This is a genomic window from Bradyrhizobium sp. NAS96.2, from assembly GCF_001908235.1.
Taxonomy (GTDB): Bacteria; Pseudomonadota; Alphaproteobacteria; order Rhizobiales; family Xanthobacteraceae; genus Bradyrhizobium.
Window position 1 is genome coordinate 1 of the sequence record NZ_LGHK01000172.1, and the last position, 21,108, is coordinate 21,108.

At 64.1% G+C, this 21,108-nt stretch carries 20 protein-coding genes; 8 read left to right on the plus strand and 12 right to left on the minus strand.

What is annotated here, in order from left to right:
- On the minus strand, positions 1-551 hold a 551-nt coding region (locus AC628_RS30905; protein WP_074130593.1), incomplete at its 3' end, for a cysteine rich repeat-containing protein.
- A 247-nt stretch (positions 552-798) separates the two neighbouring features.
- Between AC628_RS30905 and AC628_RS30910 the strand changes: the two genes are divergently transcribed.
- A complete protein-coding gene (locus AC628_RS30910; protein WP_074130594.1) occupies positions 799-1,956 on the plus strand; it encodes an efflux RND transporter periplasmic adaptor subunit in 1,158 nt (385 codons plus the stop codon).
- Between the two features lie 10 nt (positions 1,957-1,966).
- Positions 1,967-5,137, plus strand: a complete 3,171-nt coding sequence (locus AC628_RS30915; RefSeq protein WP_074130570.1) for an efflux RND transporter permease subunit — start codon at positions 1,967-1,969, stop codon at positions 5,135-5,137.
- A 160-nt stretch (positions 5,138-5,297) separates the two neighbouring features.
- Here the strand turns inward: AC628_RS30915 and AC628_RS30920 are convergent, their stop codons facing one another.
- Positions 5,298-6,299 carry an NADP-dependent oxidoreductase gene (locus tag AC628_RS30920; protein WP_074130571.1) on the minus strand — a complete coding sequence of 334 codons (1,002 nt, stop codon included), beginning with the start codon at positions 6,297-6,299 and terminating at the stop codon, positions 5,298-5,300.
- A 216-nt stretch (positions 6,300-6,515) separates the two neighbouring features.
- On the opposite strand from AC628_RS30920, the gene AC628_RS30925 reads away from it, so the two are divergent.
- The gene (locus AC628_RS30925) at positions 6,516-7,820 is read left to right on the plus strand and encodes a dicarboxylate/amino acid:cation symporter (RefSeq protein ID WP_074130572.1); all 1,305 of its coding nucleotides are present in this window, start codon (positions 6,516-6,518) and stop codon (positions 7,818-7,820) included.
- A 12-nt stretch (positions 7,821-7,832) separates the two neighbouring features.
- Complete coding sequence (locus AC628_RS30930) at positions 7,833-8,789, plus strand: amino acid ABC transporter substrate-binding protein (protein ID WP_074130573.1); 957 nt, start codon at positions 7,833-7,835, stop codon at positions 8,787-8,789.
- Between the two features lie 262 nt (positions 8,790-9,051).
- Here AC628_RS30930 and AC628_RS30935 read toward each other — a convergent pair whose 3' ends face one another.
- The 3 genes from AC628_RS30935 to AC628_RS43275 all read right to left on the minus strand — a co-directional run bounded on the left by AC628_RS30935 (position 9,052) and on the right by AC628_RS43275 (position 9,879).
- On the minus strand, positions 9,052-9,279 hold the full coding sequence (locus tag AC628_RS30935) for a hypothetical protein (RefSeq protein ID WP_074130574.1): 228 nt from the start codon (positions 9,277-9,279) through the stop codon (positions 9,052-9,054).
- Positions 9,280-9,350: 71 nt separating this feature from the next.
- Positions 9,351-9,497, minus strand: coding sequence for a hypothetical protein (locus tag AC628_RS44360; protein WP_168193483.1), 147 nt, complete (start codon positions 9,495-9,497; stop codon positions 9,351-9,353).
- A gap of 118 nt (positions 9,498-9,615) precedes the next feature.
- Positions 9,616-9,879 carry a hypothetical protein gene (locus AC628_RS43275; RefSeq protein ID WP_143201891.1) on the minus strand — a complete coding sequence of 88 codons (264 nt, stop codon included), beginning with the start codon at positions 9,877-9,879 and terminating at the stop codon, positions 9,616-9,618.
- A gap of 209 nt (positions 9,880-10,088) precedes the next feature.
- On the opposite strand from AC628_RS43275, the gene AC628_RS30945 reads away from it, so the two are divergent.
- Both AC628_RS30945 and AC628_RS30950 read left to right on the plus strand, forming a co-directional pair.
- A complete protein-coding gene (locus AC628_RS30945) occupies positions 10,089-10,445 on the plus strand; it encodes a response regulator (RefSeq protein WP_074130575.1) in 357 nt (118 codons plus the stop codon).
- Positions 10,446-10,469: 24 nt separating this feature from the next.
- Positions 10,470-10,670 (plus strand): hypothetical protein, encoded by a 201-nt coding sequence (locus tag AC628_RS30950; protein WP_074130576.1) that lies wholly within the window; start codon positions 10,470-10,472, stop codon positions 10,668-10,670.
- 33 nt (positions 10,671-10,703) lie between these two features.
- Here AC628_RS30950 and AC628_RS30955 read toward each other — a convergent pair whose 3' ends face one another.
- Positions 10,704-11,639, minus strand: coding sequence for an ATP-grasp domain-containing protein (locus tag AC628_RS30955; protein WP_074130577.1), 936 nt, complete (start codon positions 11,637-11,639; stop codon positions 10,704-10,706).
- Positions 11,640-11,936: 297 nt separating this feature from the next.
- Between AC628_RS30955 and AC628_RS30960 the strand changes: the two genes are divergently transcribed.
- Positions 11,937-12,710, plus strand: coding sequence for a ferredoxin--NADP reductase (locus AC628_RS30960; RefSeq protein WP_074130578.1), 774 nt, complete (start codon positions 11,937-11,939; stop codon positions 12,708-12,710).
- A 235-nt stretch (positions 12,711-12,945) separates the two neighbouring features.
- Positions 12,946-13,815 carry a patatin-like phospholipase family protein gene (locus AC628_RS30965; RefSeq protein ID WP_245321409.1) on the plus strand — a complete coding sequence of 290 codons (870 nt, stop codon included), beginning with the start codon at positions 12,946-12,948 and terminating at the stop codon, positions 13,813-13,815.
- Between the two features lie 194 nt (positions 13,816-14,009).
- On the opposite strand, the gene AC628_RS30970 is transcribed toward AC628_RS30965, so the two are convergent.
- The 6 genes from AC628_RS30970 to AC628_RS30995 all read right to left on the minus strand — a co-directional run bounded on the left by AC628_RS30970 (position 14,010) and on the right by AC628_RS30995 (position 21,067).
- Positions 14,010-14,420: a hypothetical protein gene (locus AC628_RS30970; RefSeq protein WP_074130579.1), complete on the minus strand. Its 411-nt coding sequence runs from the start codon at positions 14,418-14,420 to the stop codon at positions 14,010-14,012.
- 70 nt (positions 14,421-14,490) lie between these two features.
- Positions 14,491-15,189, minus strand: a complete 699-nt coding sequence (locus AC628_RS30975; RefSeq protein ID WP_074130580.1) for a nitroreductase — start codon at positions 15,187-15,189, stop codon at positions 14,491-14,493.
- A 135-nt stretch (positions 15,190-15,324) separates the two neighbouring features.
- Positions 15,325-16,569: an acyl-CoA dehydrogenase gene (locus AC628_RS30980; protein ID WP_074130581.1), complete on the minus strand. Its 1,245-nt coding sequence runs from the start codon at positions 16,567-16,569 to the stop codon at positions 15,325-15,327.
- Between the two features lie 29 nt (positions 16,570-16,598).
- On the minus strand, positions 16,599-17,846 hold the full coding sequence (locus AC628_RS30985) for an acyl-CoA dehydrogenase (RefSeq protein WP_074130582.1): 1,248 nt from the start codon (positions 17,844-17,846) through the stop codon (positions 16,599-16,601).
- 113 nt (positions 17,847-17,959) lie between these two features.
- A complete protein-coding gene (locus tag AC628_RS30990; protein WP_074130583.1) occupies positions 17,960-19,087 on the minus strand; it encodes an acyl-CoA dehydrogenase family protein in 1,128 nt (375 codons plus the stop codon).
- Positions 19,088-19,198: 111 nt separating this feature from the next.
- On the minus strand, positions 19,199-21,067 hold the full coding sequence (locus AC628_RS30995) for an AMP-binding protein (RefSeq protein ID WP_074130584.1): 1,869 nt from the start codon (positions 21,065-21,067) through the stop codon (positions 19,199-19,201).
- Between the last annotated feature and the right edge of the window lie 41 nt (positions 21,068-21,108).

Below are 21,108 nucleotides of genomic sequence, written 5' to 3' on the forward strand. Positions count from 1 at the left end.
GCGGCGCCACCGCCGCCCGCGGCAGCGACCGCTTTCTCGCAGGCCGGCGACAGCTTCGCCTTGTTCTTCTCGAGGCACTGCAGCGCCGGTGCGCCGCCGGTCGGCACGCCCGCGCAGACCTTGGGATAATCGGAGCGGCATGCGCTGCGGATCGCCGAGATCTGCGCGCTGGACGGCGCTCCGGCTGCCTTCGGTGCTGCGGCCTCCGTGGCAGGCTTGGCCGTCGTCGCCGCAGCGGCATCGGGCTTGGCCGCGGGAGCAGCTTCGGTCTTGGCCGCCGCAGGCGCAGCGGCCGGCGCTTCCACGGCCTTCACGGCGCTGGCGCAGCCGGGGCCGAGGCTTGCCGTGTTCTTCTGCAAGCATTGCAGCGACGCTTCGCCGCCGGGCGGGACGCTGGAGCAATGGGCGATGTAGTCATTGCGACATTGCGACTTGATGGCGTCGCGCTGCGCCTGGGTCGGCGCCTGCGACAAGGCCGGCGCGGTACTCACGAATGCCGCAAGCGCGAGCCATGCGGAAAGCTTCGTTGCACGTATCAACGCATTGATCATCTGAATAAATCCTCTCGTTGCGCCGGAAGCCGCCGGCTCAACTGAACTGCGTTCTGAAAATTCTTGCTGTGACAACCTTCGCGAGCGGCATCATTTTCGCTTTCGAGTTCCGCTGCAAGCGGATTGTTGCTATGGAAGAAGCAGGTTGATTTTTTTGCCGCCTACCACGTTTGAGTTAAGTCATTTGAACTGAGGCTCGGAAATGAGGCATGCGCGCGCGTCGGCACATTTCGATCGGAGCAATTTTTTGCGGCTGCGAAATGCGCCGCTGACGCGCATCATCTGCGTCGTATCGGCCTTCGTCAGTTTAAGTGCCTGCGAGCAAAACAGTTTTGTTGCGCCGCCACCACCGAAGGTCGAGGTCGCGCCGCCGGTGCAGCGCGCCATCACGCGCTATCTGAACGCCACCGGAAACACCGCACCGATCAAGACCGTCGATCTGGTCGCGCGCGTGCAGGGCTTTCTACAGTCGATCAATTATCAGGACGGTTCGCCGGTGAAGCAGGGGACCACCCTGTTCACGATCGAGCCGGAGACCTACAAGCTGAAGCTGGAGCAGGCGCAGGCTGCCGAAGTCGGCGCGCAGGCGACGCTGAAGCAGGCTGAGTCCGACTTCAAGCGGCAGCAGGATCTGGTGCAGCGCCAGGCGGTGTCGCAGGCGACGCTGGAAACCTCGACATCGACGCGGGACAACGCGCAGGCTGGTCTGCAGCAGGCTCAGGTCAACACCAAGATCGCTGCGGTGAATTATGGCTACACCAACGTCGCCGCGCCATTCGACGGCATCGTCAGCAACCATCTGGTCTCGGTCGGCGAACTGGTCGGCGTGGCCTCGCCGACCCAGCTTGCCACCATCGTGCAGCTCGACCCGATCTACGTGAACTTCAACGTCAACGAACAGGACGTGCAGCGGGTGCGGGACGAGGCGCGTCGCCGCGGCATGACGTTCAACGATCTCAGGCAATTGCCGATCGAGGTCGGGTTGCAGACCGAGACCGGTTATCCGCACATGGGCAAGCTCGATTATCTGTCGCCGACCGTCAGTCAATCGACCGGAACGCTTGCCGTCCGCGGCCTGGTGCCCAATCCGGATCGCGTGCTGCTGCCCGGCTTCTATGTCCGCGTTCGCGTGCCGATCGACAAGCAGGACAATGCGCTGCTGGTGCCTGACGTGGCGATCGGCAGCGACCAGAGCGGCCGCTACGTGCTGGTCGTCAATGCCGACAATTTGGTCGAGCAGCGCAAGGTGACGACCGGTCAGCTCGACGAGGGCCTGCGCGTCATCGAGAGCGGACTGAAGGCCGATGACCGCGTCGTGACCGCCGGGCTGCTGCGCGCGATCCCCGGCCAGAAGGTCGATCCGCAGATGCAGAAGGGCGACGCGACTCCGGCACCGGCCAAGTGAGGGGCGCGCCATGATCTCGAAATTCTTCATCGAGCGGCCGGTCCTTTCCAACGTCATCGCGATCCTGATGATCCTGATCGGCGGCGTCGCGCTGTTCAATCTCGCGGTCGCGCAGTATCCCGACGTGGTGCCGCCGACCGTCCAGGTGACGACGCGCTATCCCGGTGCATCGGCAAAAACCGTGATCGACACCGTGGCGCTGCCGATCGAGCAGCAGGTCAACGGCGTCGAGGACATGCTGTACATGCAGTCCTACAGCGGCGCCGACGGCACCTACACGCTGACGGTGACCTTCAAGATCGGCACCGACCTCAATTTCGCGCAGGTGCTGGTGCAGAACCGCGTCTCCTCGGCGCTGTCGCAGCTGCCGACCGCGGTGCAGAACCAGGGCGTCACGGTGCAGAAGCGATCGACCTCGATCCTGCTGTTCGTGACGCTGACCTCGCCGAACAAGACCTACGACAGCCTGTTCCTGTCGAACTATGCCACCATCAACATCCGCGACGAGCTGTCGCGTCTGCCGGGCGTCGGCAACGTCACCGTGTTCGGCGCCGGGCAATATTCGATGCGGGTCTGGCTCGATCCGAACAAGCTGCAGGCGCGCGGGCTGATGCCGCAGGACGTGATCCAGGCGATCCAGCAGCAGAGCCAGCAGGTCACCGCCGGCCAGGTCGGCGCGCCGCCGGCGCCGCAGGGGCAGGCATTCCAGTACACGCTGAACGTCAACGGCCGGCTCGATGACGCGAGCCAGTTCGAGAACATCATCGTCAAGACCGGCAATGTCGGCGACGTCATTCGGGTCCGCGATCTCGGCTGGGTCGAGCTCGGCGCGCAGACCTACAGCCAGGTGTTCTCGCTCAACCAGAAGCCGGCCACCGGCATCGGCGTGTTCCTGTCGCCGGGCGCCAACGCGCTGCAGGTCGAGAAGGAAGTGCAGAAGAAGGTAGCGCAGCTCGCCAAGCAGTTCCCGCAGGACATCAAATACGACACGCCGTTCGACACCACGAAATTCGTCCAGGCTTCGATCGACGAGGTCTACCGGACGCTGATCGAGGCCGGCCTGTTGGTGCTGGTCGTGATTCTGGTGTTCCTGCAGGACTGGCGGGCGATGCTGGTGCCGGCGACGACAGTGCCGGTCACCATCATCGGTGCGTTCGCGGCGATGGCCGCGCTCGGCTTCACCATCAACCTGTCGACGCTGTTTGCGATCGTGCTGGCGATCGGCATCGTGGTCGACGACGCCATCGTGGTGGTCGAAGGCGCCGCGCACAATATCGAGCAGGGCATGTCCGGCCATGACGCCGCGATCAAGGCGATGGACGAATTGTTCGCGCCGATCGTCGGCATCACGCTGGTGCTGATCTCGGTGTTCCTGCCGGCGGCCTTCCTGCCGGGACTGACCGGCCGGATGTACGCACAATTCGCCCTGGTGATCGCGGCGACCGCGCTGCTCAGCGCGGTCAATGCCGCGACCCTGAAGCCGACGCAGTGCGCATTGTGGCTGCGCCGGCCGGTACCGCCGGAGCAGCGCAATTTCTTCTACCGCGGCTTCAACGCGATCTATGACGGCGTCGAGCGGGGCTACACGCAGGTGATCGGCGGCATTGCCGGCCATGCCAAGACCTCGGTCCTCATCGCGCTGATCCTGATCGGAATCGCCGGCTATGGGCTGTCGCGGGTACCGACCGGCTTCATTCCGATCGAGGACCAGGGCTACCTCCTGGCCGCCGTGCAGCTGCCCGACGGCGCCGCGATCGATCGCACCCAGCGGGTGCTCGACGAGGTCACCGAGATCGCCCGCAAGACGCCGGGCGTCGAGCAGGTGGTCGCCATCGCCGGCATCTCCGCGCTCGACAATTCGTCGAGCCTCGCCAATGCCGGTGTCGCCTATGTGATCCTGAAGGACTGGGGCTCGCGCGGCCCCGGCGAGGATCTGCGCTCGCTGGTCTACGGCCTCAACGACAAGCTCACGGTGATCCCGGAGGCGCGCATCCTGGTGATCCCGCCGCCGCCGATCCAGGGCATCGGCAATGCCGCCGGCTTTGCCATGCAGGTGCAGCTGCGCGACGGCAACGCCGACTACGGCAAGCTGCAGGCGGTCACCGGCGCCGTCGTCAGCAACGCGCAGACGCAAAGCGCGCTACAGCGGGTGCAGTCGTCGTTCCGCTCGATGGTGCCGCAGTTCGACGTCCAGGTCGACCGCGTCAAGACCGAGACCCTGCACGTCACCACCGACCAGATCTTCTCGACGCTGTCGTCCTATCTCGGCGCGAGCTACGTCAACCAGTTCACCAAGTTCGGCCGCACCTTCCAGGTCTACACCCAGGCCGATGCGCAATACCGGCTGACGCTGCGCGACATCCAGAACATGATGGTGCGCAACAACAACGGCGACATGGTCCCGCTCGGGACGGTGGCGAACATCACGCCGTCGGTCGGGCCGTCGCTGATCAGCCTCTACAACCTCTACCCGTCGGCCACCATCATCGGCCTGCCGTCGCAGGGCTACAGTTCCGGCCAGTCGATGACGCTGATGGAGGAGATCGCCGCGAAGACGCTGCCGCCGGGGACCGGCTATGAGTGGACGGCGATGTCGTACCAGGAGAAGGAGGTCGGCAGCCAGATCTACTTCGTGTTCGCGCTCGCGCTGCTGCTGGTCTACCTCGTGCTCGCCGGACAATATGAAAGCTGGTACGCGCCGATCTCGGTGATCCTGGCGGTGCCGCTGTCGCTGCTCGGGCCGATGCTGGTGCTGACCTCGCTCCGGATCGAGAACAATCTCTACACCCAGATCGGCACCATCCTATTGATCGCGCTGTCGGCCAAGAACGCGATCCTGATCGTCGAGGTCGCACTCGAACATCACATCCGCGACGGCAAGCCGGTGCTGGACTCGGCGATCGACGCGGCGCGCGCCCGGTTCCGGCCGATCCTGATGACGTCGTTTGCCTTCATCCTCGGCGTGCTGCCGCTGGTGATCGCGACCGGCGCCGGCGCCAACGCCCGCAAGTCGATCGGCATCACCGTGTTCTCCGGCATGATCGCCTCGACCTGCCTCGCGGTGCTGTTCGTGCCGGCGTTCTTCGTCGTGGTGCAGAACTTCGAGAACTGGCGCAAGGCGAAGAAGGGCAAGGCGGCGACGCCGCAAGCTGCACCGCAGGCATCGGGTACGGTGCATTAGCCCGAGCGAAATCTATCGCCGTCACCCTGAGGAGGCCGCGAAGCGGCCGTCTCGAAGGGCGAACGGCCCATCTATCTCCGCGCCGCCACGTCCGGGCCGTGCATGCTTCGAGGCGCGCAAGAGCGCGCACCTCAGCATGACGGAACTAGAGCTTTTGCCTCTACACCTTCACCATGCGCTTGCCGCGGTTCTCGCCGGCCAGGAGCCCGATCAGCGCCTGCGGCGTGTTCTCGATGCCGTCGATGACGTCCTCCTGGACCTTGAGCTTGCCCGAGGCGACCCAGGACTGCAGGTCGGCGAGCGCGGCGTCGCGCTGGTCCATGTAGTCCATCACGATGAAGCCCTGCATGACGAGCCGCTTCACCACGATCAGGCCGGGCACGCCGCGCGGGCCGTGCGCGGAGGGAACGCCGTCATATTGCGAGATCGCGCCGCAGCAGGCGATCCGGCCGCGGTTGTTCATCTGCGCCAGGCAGGCCTCCAGGATGTCGCCGCCGACATTGTCGAAATAGACGTCGATGCCCTTCGGCGCCGCTGATCGCAGCGCCTTGTAGGTGGCGCCGTCCTTGTAGTCGACGGCGGCGTCGAAGCCGAGCTCCGACGTCAGCCAGTGGCACTTGTCCTTGCCGCCGGCGATGCCGACCACCCGGCAGCCCTTGATCTTGGCGATCTGGCCGACGATCGAGCCGACCGAGCCGGCCGCCGCCGACACCACCACGGTCTCGCCCTCCTTGGGCTTGCCGACATGGAGCAGGCCGAAATAGGCGGTCAGGCCGGCGATGCCATAGACGCTGAGCAGATGCGTCATCGGCTCGAGCTTCGGCATCTTCGCCAGGTGCTTGGCGGGCACGGCGGCGTAATCCTGCCAGCCGGTGTCGCCGAACACGATATCGCCCGGCTTCAGGCCGGGGTCATTCGACGAAACCACTTCGGCGATGCTGCCGCCGGCCATCACGGTGTTGGCTTCGACCGCAGCGCGGTAGGTGGCGCCGTGCATCCAGGCGCGGTTGGCGGCGTCGAGCGAGATGTAGCGCGTCCGCACCAGCGCCTCGCCATCCTTCGGCGCCGGGATCGTGCCCTTGGTCAGACGAAAATGCTCGGGCCCAAGCTTGCCGGTCGGCTTTTCAACAAGCAGGATCTGGCGATTGACGGTGTCGTTCATTGTGGTGTCTCCCCCTCGCGTTGGTCGTTTCGCATGCAGTTTGACTGCGACGCGCGCAGCTCAGTGCACAGATTGTGCGCTGCATGAACGCTAGTCCCCACGCTGGCATTCCACAACGGGAACAGATCGGCAAAGTCCCGCTCGGCGCGAAGCGTGTTGCGTAGCTGCGTAAATCTGCCACACTTGCCCGTCGCCGGGAACTGACGGGGTAAGAGAATGTCGAACAGGTTTACGCAGTATATCCTGCTTGCGATGGTCCTTGGCATCGCAATGGGGACCATCGTCTTCAACTATTTTCCTGACAGCCGCGCCGAGATCGCCGCCGACGTCAACCTGATCGCAATGCTGTTCCTGCGCCTGATCAAGATGATCATCGCGCCACTCGTGTTTGCGACCCTCGTCGGCGGCATCGCCCATATGGGAAGCGGCGCCAAGCTCGGGCGCATCTTCGCCAAGACCATGGGCTGGTTCGTCTCCGCCTCCTTCGTTTCGCTGCTGCTCGGCCTCGTGATGGTCAATTTGCTGCAGCCCGGCGCCAATTTCCCCGGCACGCTGCCCGACAAGACCCAGTCCACCGGCCTGCCGGTCTCGGCCTTCTCGATCGAGAAGTTCCTGACCCATCTGATCCCGACCTCGATCGCGGATGCGATGGCGCAGAACGAGATCCTGCAGATCGTGGTGTTCGCCGTGTTCTTCGCGGTCGCGCTCGGCGCCATGCCTGAGCGGGCCAAGCCGATCATGAGCCTGATCGACGACCTCGCGCACATCATGCTCAAGGTCACCGGCTATGTGATGCTGTTCGCGCCGCTCGCGGTGTGGGCCGCGATCATGGCGACCGTCTCGAAGAACGGCCTCGGCGTGCTCTGGAAGCTGATCGTCTTCATGGGCGGCTTCTATCTGTCGCTGCTGATCCTGTGGGGCATCCTGGTCGCGGTCGGCTTCGTCGTGATCGGGCCACGCTACAGCCATCTGCTGCGGCTGATCCGCGAGCCGCTGATGATCGCGTTCTCGACCGCTTCCTCGGAGGCGGCCTACCCGAAGACGCTGGAGGGGCTGAACCGGTTCGGCGCCTCCTCGCGGATCTCGGCCTTCGTGCTGCCGCTCGGCTATTCCTTCAACCTCGACGGCACGATGATGTACTGCACCTTCGCGAGCATCTTCATCGCGCAGACCTACCACATCGAAATGTCGCTCGGCACGCAGCTCGCGATGCTGGCAACGCTGATGATCACCTCGAAGGGCGTCGCCGGCGTGCCGCGCGCGTCGCTGGTGGTGATCGCCTCGACGCTGTCGCAGTTCGGCATCCCCGAGGCCGGGTTGTTGATGATCATGGGCATCGACACCTTCCTCGACATGGGCCGCAGCGCCACCAACGTGATCGGCAACTCGCTGGCGACGTCGGTGGTCGCGAAGTGGGAGGGCGAGCTGAAGGCCGAGCACGAGCTCGGGCCCGACGACGCCGTGCCCGATGACGCGGTGCCGGGCGATGCCGTGCCCGGCGCGGTGATGGCCGGCCATTGACGGGAGGGATGCATGCATCGCGCCCGCTGGAGGCCGATAAGGGCTGAGGGCCGGCTGTCGTCGACACGTCTGCTGTCAGCATGTCTGCTGGCGGCAAGCCTGCTCGCCGGACCGGCCACCGCACAGCCGGCGGGCGAGGGGCTCAGCCCCACGCTCGCCAACATCAAGGCCACGCACACGGTGCGGATCGGCTATCGCGAGAGCTCGCCGCCGTTCTCGTTCCTCGACCACTCCAACCGACCGATCGGCTACAGCCTCGAGCTGTGCGATGCGATCGTCGACGAGATCGGGGCCGAGGTCGACGACGCCAACCTCAAGATCGATTACGTCAAGGTCACCTCCGACGACCGCATTGCGGCGGTTGTCGACAAGAAGATCGATCTCGAATGCGGATCGACCACGGCGAACTCGGAGCGCGGCAAGCAGGTCGCGTTTTCACCGCTGATGTTCGTGGCCGGCACCAAGCTGATGGTGCCGAAGGCTTCCAGCGTCAACCAGGTCGCCGACCTGAAGGGCAAGACCGTGGTGGTGACCAAGGGCACCACCAACGAGCAGGCGATGCACAATGTCGACGCCAAGCAACAGCTCGGCCTCACGATCGTCACCGCAGGCGACCATGAGCAGTCCTACCAGATGCTGGTGGACGGCAAGGCGGATGCGTTCGCGACCGACGACATCCTGCTCTACGGCCTGATCGCGCGGCACAAGTCACAGGACAAATTCCGCGTCACCGGTGACTATCTGTCCTACGATCCCTACGGCATCATGTACCGCAAGGGCGAGCCGCAGATGAAGGACGTGGTCGAGCGCGCGTTCCGCAAGCTCGCCTCGAACCGCGACATCGTCCCGCTCTACAACAAATGGTTCGTCGCCCGCCTGCCGACCGGCGAGAAGCTCAACGTCGCGCTGTCACCGCAGCTCGAAGAAGCCTTCAAGGCGCTCGACGATTCGGCTGGTGGTGCGAACTAGAGCGCGATGAATTTAGATCGAATCGGTTTGGCTGCGTGCTCGCTTTACCTCTCCCCATCGGGGAGAGGTCGATTTGCGCAGCAAATCGGGTGAGGGGCGCAGCTCTAACGAGGGACCCTCACCCGGCGCGACGCGCCGACCTCTCCCAAGGGAGAGGTGAACCTCCGCTGCCGATCCTGTTCAACCTAATCTCATCACGCTTTAGTCTCGAACTTCGACCTCTCCCCTGGAGGGAGAGGTCGAAAGCACGGCGTGGCTTCGTTCATCGCCAATAGCGATACCGCAAATCCAGGCACTGCCGCACCCAGTATCCATTCACATGGATCAACTGGCATGGGCTCGGCGGCGGTTCCTTGATGATCGGATATCCGTGGATGTCGATATTCGTCGGGGCCGTGACGCCGCGCCAGAACACGGCGTGGGCGGCCGGAGGATTGAGGGCGGCGGTGAACGCCGTGGCTGCGAGGAAGCCCAAAAGGAGTTTGCGCATAATTTGTATCCGGATCGATTAATGCGCATCAGCGTACTCCCTTGAGCGGGAGGAGCAAGCCGCTGAATGGATCAAAATGGCGGAGTGAATTTTGCCGCAAGCGCCGTCGCCGCCCGCGCGTAGCCGCCGTGGACCGCCATGCAGGCGAGGGCAACGATGCCGACCGCCGCCAGAACAACCATGACCTGGAAGATCGCTCGTCCAAGGATCGCTCCCATCAAGACTCCATCGATCCGGCGGGGATCTTGCTTCGAGTTTCCACGCGCCGCGATCTCTGGAGCATCATCGGCAAGCGAGATTGCGCTGTTGAAGTCTGCGAGCTCGTCGCTTCGCCGGCTAATGTCGCTTCGCGACTAGCCGATCGACCTGCTGCTTCAGCGCTGCTTCCATTTCGGAAATGATGTCGTGCGGTAGGCGTGCGCCAACCGGATCAGCCGTCTTTTGCTCCGTCGTCTGACGCCGCACGACGTGGGCAGGACGTTCGAGGGCTTGATCTTCGACCAGTCGTCGTCGGGAGGACGGATAGGCTGGCGCGTCGGCCGTCGCGTCGGCCCTGGAAGGTTGGTCAAAATCCCGATCCGGCTGTCCGGCGTTCTTCATGCGTTTTGCCTCCTGGCACGACTTCCTTTCCTCGAGCCCGAGCCCTTCGGCTCGCCGCACATCAATGACGCCGAAACCTCGAAAGTTGTTCCGGACGGAACTTGCAAACATCCGGCGGAACAGTCAGTCGTCGAGGCTGGAACCAGAACCATAAGCGTTCTCAATCATTAACTTTGGTTGATGACTGTGGTTGATCGTTGGAGGTTGCCATGGGTTACGCGAGGCTAGTTCGGCAGACCGCAGTCGTGGTCGAAGACGATACAATCCAGCGCGACATGATTGCGCTGTTACTGGAAGAAGGGCACTTCGACGTCATCCAATGCGAAGACGCAGAGACGGCGGCGCTGGCCATCAAGATGCGTCATCCGTCGCTGGTGGTCACCGACGTCAAGCTCACGGGCAAAATGAGCGGCATCGAGCTTGCACGTTTGGCTCTCGATTGCGATCCAGGCGTGCGCGTTATGGTGATCTCAGGCCTGCCCTTGGTCGGCACACTGCCTGACGGCGTGAAGTTCTTTCCGAAGCCGGTTTATCCACCCGCGCTGCTGCGAGAGCTCGCGCTGTAGCTCTTTCCGACGGGATGTTGGCTCATGCAGGACGATCCCGAGATCGATTGGCACCGCGAGCAGATCAGGAAGAACCGTGAACTGATCGCAGAATTGGAATCCGGAAATACGGCGGGTGCTGACGTGTTTCCGGAGACGCAAGCCGAGATCGACCGTCTCACGGCACAGATCGAGCAATCGGAATTGATCGTTGCCGCCTATGAGAAAGAGCATCTGCGAGAGTGATCCGGCGCTCGATGGAAGCGTGTCGCGCGCCGCCTAGGCGAACACGGCGTCCAGCGCTGCCGAATATGCGGCCTCGACCAGCGCCGGATGGCGGCGGCCCAGCGCCTCCATCTTCACGCCGGAATTCACCTCGAGGACTTTCCATGCGCCATCAGCGCGCACGACGTCGATGGAGGCGAAGCGGATGCCGACGGCCTGCGCGGCCATGGTCGCGAGCGCTATGCAGGCATCGTATGTCGCAGCATCCGAGATCAGCGCGGGCTCGGCACCGGCATCGAGGTTGTGCCGCCAGTTGAGCAGCAGCCGTTCGCCGGCCGGCGGAATGCCGTCGAGCGCGGCGGTGTCGAAATCCTCAGTCAGGGTCTTGAGCTGCTCGGCCGTCGCGGTCGCCTGCGCCAGCGCGCGGAGTGAATGGATGCCGTCGCCGACCACCATTGGGCGCGTCTTGCTGTAGACGATCAGTGCGCGTGCATCGAGCAGCACCACGCGCACCTCGTCCTCGATCGCGACATAGGGCGAGATCGCAAGGCTCGGATGCGCGGCAAGGATGCGCGCCACTGCAGTCTCCAACTGCGTTCGCGTCGTGACGCGGGAGACAAGCTCGCCGGATGTCCCCTCATTGGGTTTGACGACGAGTCCCTGCGGATGCGCGTCGAGCAGACGCTGCATCGCGTCCAGCGAGTCCGATCCCGGAATGTGCTTGCTGAGCCTGGCGCCGAGAAACAGCGTGTGCGGAATCGCGGGGACGCCGGCTAGAGCCAGTACGTCCGCGCAGGCCGATTTATCGTTGGCGACCTGATGCGCGACCGCGCTGTTCAGCCCGATGTCGTAGCCGATCGCGAGCCGCCGCTGATTGCCCCTGGTCATGATGACCAGCCAGCCGCCTGACCGCACCTCGACCGCAATCGCGTGCGCCAGACAATATTTTTTGATGGTTTCCAGGAAGATTCGTTGGCTGATCAGGACCACGAGATCATTTTCCCTTCACCGCGGTTTTCGTAGCAATTAATTGCCAGATCGGCATCGATCTCAGCAAGTAAATTACTTGCAGCATCGCGTGTTAACGATGTCGTGGCTGAACCTCTGCGCGAAATCGAACGACTGCCATTCTGAGATCGCAATTGCACGCCAGTTGATCTTGACTATCTCATGCATTGGCGCAATGGACACGCGAGATCTTCAGTGATTTCGGCCACTTCTGCGCCGTCGCGAGCAGTCTAGAAATCAAACCATTCTAAATCTGGTCAGTCGAGAAAACGAAAACACATGAGCGCGTTCTATCGAGAGAAAGTTCTTTCCGTTCAGCACTGGACCGATACGCTTTTCAGCTTCCGGGCGACCCGCGATTCCGGTTTCCGCTTCCAGAATGGGCAGTTTGCCATGATCGGCCTCGAGGTCGATGGCCGGCCGCTGCTGCGCGCCTATTCGATGGCGAGCGCCAATCACGAGGAAGAGCTCGAGTTCTTCTCGATCAAGGTGCAGGACGGTCCGCTGACCTCCAAGCTGCAGAAGATCCGCGAGGGCGACACCATCCTGGTCGGCCGCAAGGCGACCGGTACGCTGATCACCGACAACCTGATTCCCGGCAAACGGCTGATGCTGCTGTCGACCGGCACCGGCCTTGCGCCGTTCGCGAGCCTGATCAAGGACCCCGAGGTCTATGATCGCTACGACGAGATCCTGCTGGTGCATGGCTGCCGCCAGGTCTCCGAGCTCGCTTACGGCGAGGAGCTGGTCGCCAAGCTGCGCGACGACGAGCTGTTCGGCCCGCTGCTGTCCGAGAAGCTGTCGTACTATCCGACCGTGACGCGCGAGCCGTTCCGTAACCGCGGCCGCATCACCGACCTGATCACCTCCAACCAGCTGTTCACCGACCTGCATCAGGGCCCGCTCGACATCGAGACCGACCGCATCATGATGTGCGGCAGCCCGGCGATGCTCGAAGAGCTGAAGCAGCTGTTCGAGACCCGCGGATTCAAGGAAGGCAGCGGCAACACTCCCGGCCACTTCGTGATCGAAAAGGCGTTCGTCGAGCGTTAAGACTGTCGGCCTTTAAGACTGCCGTCCTGGCGAAAGCCAGGACCCATTACCACCGCTCCCTGTTTTGCGAAGGCTGGGGCCCCATCGGGCTCCAGCCTTTTGCATTTGTGGTTATGGGTCCTGGCCTTCGCCAGGACGACACCTGTGTATGTGGCGCCGTCCATTCCCCCACTGCTATAACGCTCCCAACGCCGCGCAGTCCTGCCCGAACGCGGCGACCCAAGGGAGCCGCAGCTTGTCCATCACCGATCCGGATGCACCGATGACGGCCTTTGTGTTTGCCGGCGGCGGCAGCTTTGGCGCGATCCAGGTCGGCATGCTGCAAGCTCTGGCGGCGCATGGCGTGGTTGCCGACATGGTGGTCGGCTCCAGCGTCGGTGCATTGAATGGCGCGTTCTATGCCGGCGACCCGACGGTCTCGGGGGTGGCACGGCTGGCCGAGATCTGGCGCGGTCTGAACCGGCAGGACGTATTCCCGGTGACCTGGCGGACGCTGGTGAGCTTCCTGTGGCGGCGCGACTTCCTGATCCCGCACGACGGCGTCCGCAGGCTGATCGACGACTACATCCCGTTCCGCAATCTCGAGGACGCGCGGATGCCGATCCACATCGTCACGACCGACATCATCAGCGGTGACAGCGTCGTGCTGTCGGAAGGCTCCACCGCGGACGCGATCGTGGCATCGACCGCGATCCCCGGCGCATTCACGCCGGTGCATTACCGCGATCATTTCCTCGCCGACGGCGCGATCTCCAGCAACACGCCGGTTCGCGTCGCCGTGAAGCATGGGGCAAAACGCCTGATCGTGCTGCCGACCGGACACGCCTGCGCCAACCAGGCGCCGCCGGTCGGCGCGCTCGCCAATGCGCTGCATGCGCTGACGCTCCTGATCGCGCGCCAGCTCGTCAACGAGCTCGAGAATATCGGCCCCGATGTCGAGTATTTCGTGGTGCCGCCGCTCTGCCCGCTGGTCGGCTCGCCCTACGATTTCTCCCGGACGTCGGATCACATCGCACGCGCCCTCGACACCACCAATGCGTGGCTGGCCAGCGACGGCCTCAAGCCGGGCCACATCCCGCACGAATTGCGGCCGCACGACCATTGAGGGGGCACGGCTGCGCTTTCTCCTCCACCTCTCCCGCTTGCGGGGGAGGTCGGATTGCATCGTAGATGCAATCCGGGTGGGGGCTCTCTCCACGATGTGACTCGCGGAGAGAACCTCCACCCTAGCCCTCCCCCGCAAGCGGGAGAGGGGACGCGGTACCGATGCCGCTGATACTTGTTCTCATCAAGCCCTGGTCAGTAACGGCTGTCGGAGCTGATGACGAAGCGGTCGAGAAAATTGACCGGCAGGATCTCGAACTTGTCGAGCTCAAGCGTAATCCCGGTCACGAAGTCGACGCCCTTGATCCTGCCCTGGAGATCGATCCGACGACCGCGGCGCAGGCCGCGTGTTTCCGGATGTTGCTGGATGTCGATGTAGGCATAGATCGGATTGTCGAGCCGTGCATGGCGGTGCCAGCCGCGTTGCAGAAAGCTGAATTGCAGCACCTCGCCCGCGCCCCAGTCGATCGCGTCGAAGAAGCGGGTCTTCCAGGCAACGGGCTGTCCCAGATAATGCGCGGCGATGAACGCGTCGCGCTCGAGCGCAGGCAGGCGGTGCAGTTGCCAGCTGATCTCGGCTGGCGTCGGAGCGGCGTTGTTCGCCATTGTTCTTCTTGGGTTCTTCTTGTCGCTTCTTCTTGTCCTCGGCGGGAGGATACATCCCGCCTTGAGGAAACTATACATCAATGAATGTGACAGTATCAGCCACAGTTGCGCGCGAGGTGCGGTAGCTGTTCACCTTGTGCGCATGGTCCGCATAGCCGAACGAGATACCGCAGACAACCCGGCGGTCGTCAGGCAGGTTGAAATGGCGGCGGATCAAGCCGGAATGGCGGGCGAGCGCAGCCTGCGGGATGGTGCCGAGCCCGAGCGCCTGCGCCGCCAGCATGAAGTTCGAGACATAGCCGCCGCAGTCGATCGCACCATAGATGCCGAGCGGCTCGTTGGTGTGGATGACGGCGACATGCGGCGCGCCGAAGAAATTGTAGTTCTCCAGCGCCTGCTTTGAATAGGCCGCCTTGTCGCCGCGCGCGATGCCGAGCGTGTTGTAGAGCTGGAAGCCGCTTTCGCGGCGGCGCTCCAGATAGACCCCGACATATTCGCGCGGCGGCGTGAAGTCGTGATCGTCCTTGGCGCCGGACGCAGCCTCGGCATAGATCGCCTTGCGGAAGCGCTCCCTGGCCTCGCCTGATGCGATCAATACCTGCCAGGGCTGGCTGTTGCACCAGGACGCGGTGCGCTGTGCGACGCTGAGGATATGTTCGATGACGTCGCGCGGCACCTCGCGCGGCAGGAACGCGCGCACCGAGTAGCGTTCGTTGAGCAGACCTTGCAAAACGTCAATGCGGTCTTGTTGTTTTACTGCGGCGTCCATCGCGTCCTCGTTCTCGTAGGGTGGGTTAGCGAAGCGTAACCCACCTCTTCTTGCGCGTCGGGTGAAACGGTGGGTTACGCCTTCCGCCTTCGCTCCTTGAGCTACGGCGGACAAGTCGGCTAACCCACCCTACGATCATCTGCCCTTGGTCGGGATCTTGTTGTAGGGCACGTCCTTGTCGACCCGGATGTCGCCGGGCAAGCCCAGCACGCGCTCGGCGATGATGTTGCGCAGGATCTCGTCGGTGCCGCCGGCGATACGCATCGAGGGCGATGACAAGAGCATCTGCTGGAACTGGCCGTTGGCCTGCTCCTCGTCGGCGCCGGTGAGGCTGCCTGCGGCGCCCTCCAGATCCATCGCATAGGTCGCGATGTCCTGCAGCATCAGGCCGGAGACGAGCTTGCCGATGGAATTCTCCGGCCCCGGCCGCTCGCCCTTCGACAACGCCGAGATGGCGCGGTAGCTGGTGTATTTCAGGCCACTCGCCTTCACCGCCCAGCTCGCAAGCTTGGAGCGCACCGCCGGATCGTCGATTGCCAAGCCATCTTCGAGCATCAGGTTGGAGCAGAACTCGAACATCTCCGGCACGCCGGTCGCAAGCCGCGCGCCGATCGACATGCGCTCGTTCATCAGCGTGGTCAGCGACACGCTCCAGCCCTCGCCGACCGCGCCTAAGCGCTGGCTGTCTGGGATCACGACGTCGGTGAAATAGACTTCGTTGAACTCCTGCATGCCGTTGGCCTGCTTGATCGGCCTGACCTCGACGCCGGGGCTCTTCATGTTGAGGAAGAACATCGTGAGGCCCTTGTGCTTGGGCACATTCGGATCGGTGCGCGCGATCAACAGGCCGTAGTCGGAGTAATGCGCGCCCGAGGTCCAGATCTTCTGACCGTTGACGACCCAGTTGTCGCCCTTCTTCTCGGCGCGGGTGCGAAGCCCTGCGACGTCGGAGCCGGCCGACGGCTCGGAGAACAGCTGGCACCAGATCTCCTCGCCCGCAGCGAGCTTCGGCAGATAGCGGCGCTTGGCCTCTTCGCTGCCCCAGGCCATCACGGTCGGGCCGCACATGCCCTCGCCGATCTGGAACGGCTGGGTCAATTTGCCGTAGACACCCTCTTCCTGCTGCCAGATCACGCGCTCGATCGGGGTGGCGCCGCGGCCGCCATATTCCTTCGGCCAGTGCAGGCAGGCCCAGCCGCCTTCCGCCTTCTTCTTCTGCCAGGCCTTGCCGATCTCGACCATGTCGTGCTTGGCGAGCCGGATGCGGCCGAGCGAGGACTTCGAGAGCTCCTCCTCGAACTCCTTCGGCGCATTGGCGGCGATCCACTTGCGAGCGATGGCGCGGAATTCGGCTTCCTGCGGCGTGTCATCGAAATTCATGGCGAAACTCTCTCGTTGTTCCGGCGCTGCTACGCGCGGCCCTTGGTCGGGATCTTGTTGAAGGGAACGTCCTTGTCGACCCTGATATCGCCGGGCAGACCCAGCACGCGTTCGGCGATGATGTTGCGCATGATCTCGTCGGTGCCACCCTCGACGCGGGTACCGGGCGCACGCAGCAGCATCGCCTGGAATTTGCCGGCGGCTTCGGCATCCTCAGGTCCGCTCAAGGCACCTGCGGCGCCCTGCAGATCGAGCGCATAGGTCGCAACGTCCTGAATCATCGAGCCGGCGACCAGCTTGCCGATCGAGTTCTCCGGTCCCGGACGCTCGCCGCGCGACAGTGCCGATATCGCGCGCATGCTGGTGTATTTCAGCCCGCTCGCCTTCACCGCCCAGTTCGCGAGTTTCGAACGCACCGCGCGGTTCTCGATCGCAGGGCCATCCTCCAGCATCAGGCTGTTGCAGAAGTCGAACAGCTCGGGGAAGCCGGTGGCGACGCCGGCGCCGATCGACATGCGCTCGTTCATCAGCGTGGTCAGCGACACGTTCCAGCCGTCATTGACATTGCCGAGCCGCTGCGAGTCCGGAATCCGCACGTCGGTGAAGTAGACCTCGTTGAAGTCGGAGGCGCCGCTCGCCTGCTTGATCGGCCGCACCTCGACGCCGGGGCTCTTCATGTCCAGGAAGAACATGGTGAGGCCCTTGTGCTTGGGCACGGTCGGATCGGTGCGGGTCAAAAGGATGCCGTAGTCGGAATAATGCGCGCCGGAGGTCCAGACCTTCTGGCCGTTGATCACCCATTCGTCGCCGTGCTTCTCGGCGCGGGTGCGCAAGCCTGCGACGTCGGAGCCGCCGGCGGGCTCGGAGAACAGCTGGCACCAGATCTTCTCGCCGGAGGCGAGCGGCGGCAGAAATTTGCGCTTCTGCTCCTCGCCGGCGAACGCCATCATGGTCGGGCCGCACATGCCGTGGCCGATGATGAACATCGAGCTCAGGCGGCCGAATGGGCCCTCCTCCTGCTGCCAGATCACGCGCTCGATCGGCGAGGCGCCGCGGCCGCCATACTCCTTCGGCCAATGCAGGCAAGCCCAGCCGGCGTCGGCCTTCCTCTTCTGCCAGGCCTTTGCGACCTCGAGGATGTTGGCGCCCGTAAGCGCAACGCGGCCGAGCGAGGCCTTGCGCAGCTCGTCCTCATATTGCTTGGGCGCATTGGCCGCGATCCAGGCTTTCGCCTCGGCGCGGAATGCGGCCTCCTGCGGGGTGTCGTCGAAATTCATCTTCGATCTCTTTCCGTCATTCCGGGGCACGCGAAGCGTGAACCCGGAATCTCGATCAATAACCTCTGGATTCCGGGTTCGCGCTACGCGCGCCCCGGAATGACGAGTCGTGGCTACGCCGCGTTCTTCTTGCGCATGCGGTCGATCAGCGCGTCTTCCCAATAGGACAGGCTGCCGAGACCAAGCGCGACCGCATTGGCGCGGCGGTAGTACATGTGGCAGTCGAACTCCCAGGTGAAGCCCATGCCGCCGTGAACCTGGATGTTGTTCTTGGCGCAGTGCTGGAACGCCTGCGTCGCGCTGATCCGCGCGGCGGCGGCAGCTTCCGGCAATTCACCGGCATTGGTCGAGAGCGCCCAGGCGCCGTAGTAGCAATTCGAGCGCGCCAAGGTCGCCGAGACATACATGTCGGCCAGCATGTGCTTGACCGCCTGGAACGAGCCGATCGGACGGCCGAACGCGATACGGTCGAGCGCATAGTCGCGGCCCATCTCCAGCGCACGGTCGGCGCCGCCGACCTGTTCGAACGCCGTCAGCACCGCCGCGCGATCGAGCACCTGGGTGATGACGCTCCAGCCCTCGCCGGCGGCGCCGAGCGGCTCGGCCTTGGCATCCTTGAAGGTGATCTCGGCCTGACCACGGGTCAGATCGATGTTGGTCAGCGACTTGACCTCGACGCCGCCGGCTTTGAGATCAACGATGAACAGGGAGATATCGGACTCGCGTCCGCTTGAGCCGGTGCGCGCAGCGACAACGGCGAAATCGGCGATCGCGCCATCCGGCACGGGCTTCTTGACGCCGTTGAGCACGCCGCCATTGGCCGTGACCTTGACCGCCTTCGGCGTGGGATTTCCCTTGCCTTCGAACAGCGCCAGCGTGCCGATGGCATCGCCCGAGGCGATCTTCGGCAGCCATTTCTGCTTCTGTGCATCACTGCCCGCGATCAGGATCGCTTCGGCGGCGAGATAGACCGTCGAAGAGAACGGCACCGGTGCCAGCGCGCGGCCCATTTCCTCCGCGATCACGCAGAGCTCAAGATGACCGGCGCCCGCGCCGCCGAACTGCTCCGGGATCGCGACACCGAGGAAGCCCATCTCGGCGAGGCCCTTCCACAGCGACTTGTCGTAAGGCGCCTTGCCGTCGAGCACTTCGCGCACGGCCTTCGGCGGGCACTGCTCGCTGAGGAACTTCCGCGCCTCGTCGCGCATCTGCTTCTGTTCGTCGGAGAAATCGAAATTCATGGCGCTTACCCGCGTTGCTGTTGTTGTTCGTAGGATGGGTGGAGCGAAGCGATACCCATCGGTTGTGTGGTTCGAGATGATGGGTTTCGCTGCGCTCTACCCATCCTGCGGTCAGTTCAAAATGATCACGTCGTCGCCGGGCTTGCCGGCGTAGAGCTTCTCCACCAGTGCGGCACGGCGTTCGAGGCCGGCGCGCTGGTTGATGTAGCCCTTGTCGGTGAGTTCGTTGCCGTCGATCGATGGCGGCTCGACCATCAGCATCGCACGCGCGATCCGCATGCTGCTGCCGGTGGTGGACGCGTTGTGCGCCTGCAAGCCCTTCTCAAGACAGGCGATCACGTCGGGATGCCGGATCACCTCCTCATAGCTCGCGTCGGCATTGCCGACGAGCTGGCGGCAGGCATGCAGGTTCGGCCAGCACAGCAGGCCGATGAACTCACGATCCTGCCCCGCCACCAGCGCATCATGCACGACCGGCGTCGCGGCGGCGATCGCGTCGGTGCGCAGCGAGCCGACATGGACGAAGGTGCCGGTGGTCAGCTTGAAGTCCTCGACCACGCGGCCGGCAAAGATGATGCCCTGCAGCGGATCCGCAGGATCCACGAACACGCCGGCATCGCCGATGCAGTAGAAGCCTTCCTCGTCGAACATCTTCGCCGTGAGGTCCGCCTGACCGAAATAGCCCGGCGTGACGTTGACGCCGCGCAGCCGCAATTCGTACTTCGAGCCGCACGGCACCATCTTCAGCTCGACGCCGGGGAATGGCAGCCCGATCAGGCCGACGCGCTCGGTGTCCCAATAGGTGCCGGTCGAGGTCGGTGCGGTCTCGGTCGAGCCCCAGCCGGTGTAGAACACGATGCGCTCGCCTGTGGTCTTCACCGCCAGCGCCTGCATGCGGTCATAGAGATCGTCGGGCAGCCGCGCGCCGCCATAGGCCATGATCGAGAGGTTCTTGAAGAAGCTCCGGCACAGCGCCTCGTCCTTCTCCATCGCGGCCGCGAGCGCGGCATAGCCGGCCGGCACGTTGGCGTAATAGGTCGGCGACACCTCGCGCAGATTGCGAATGGTCTCCTCGAGCTGACCCGGCATCGGCCGGCCGTCGTCGATGTAAAGCGTGCCGCCGTCGACCAGCACCGGATTGAACGCGGCGTTGCCGCCCATGGTGTGATTCCACGGCATCCAGTCGAGCACGGTCGGGATCGGCCCCGCCGTCTCGCGCGGCCGCACCTGCATCATCATCGCCGCGTTGGCGCACATCATCTGCTGGGTGTTGATGACGGCCTTGGGCATGCCGGTCGAGCCCGAGGTGAACAGCAGCTTGCCTGTGGTGTCGGGCGTGATCTTCGCGATCGACGCGTCGACATCAGCCGTCACCGGCGTCGCCGCGAGCTCGGCAAAGGCCACGCTCTTGATGCCCTCGCAGGGACGCAGCACGTGAACGACCGTGATGCCGGTGAGGTCGATCGCCTTCAGCGCCTTCTCGAAGGCCGGGCCATCCTGCACCATCACGACGGCGGGCTTGATCAGGTTGAAGAGATATTTGAGCTTGAGATGATCTTGGCTCATCAGCGAATAGGCCGGCGACACCGGCGCGGCCGGCAGCCGCGCCTGCATCGCGGCCTGCGTCATCAGCGCGTGCTCGATCGAATTGCCTGAGAGAATCGCGACGGGCCGGCCGTCGGCAATGCCGAGATCGAGCAGGCCCTGGGTCAGCGCATCGACGGTGCGCTTGGCTTCACCGTAGGAGACCTTGCGCCACTGCCGGTCGGGGCCGCCGCGTTGCGCGAGCCAGATGCGCTCCGGCGCCTGCGTCGCCCATTTGGCGAGATAGGCCGGGATGTGCGTCTCGTAGGCCTGGAGTGGAATCTGCGACTTCAGGACGACGGTGCCGTCGGCGCGCCGTTCGACCGCGATGTCACGCGCGAGCCAATCCACCTTGCGGAAGGCGGGTTTCGTCAGCATCGCCGCGTCTCCATCCATTTTGCGTCTCCCGGAATTCTTGTCCTTTTGAGGATCTGTTC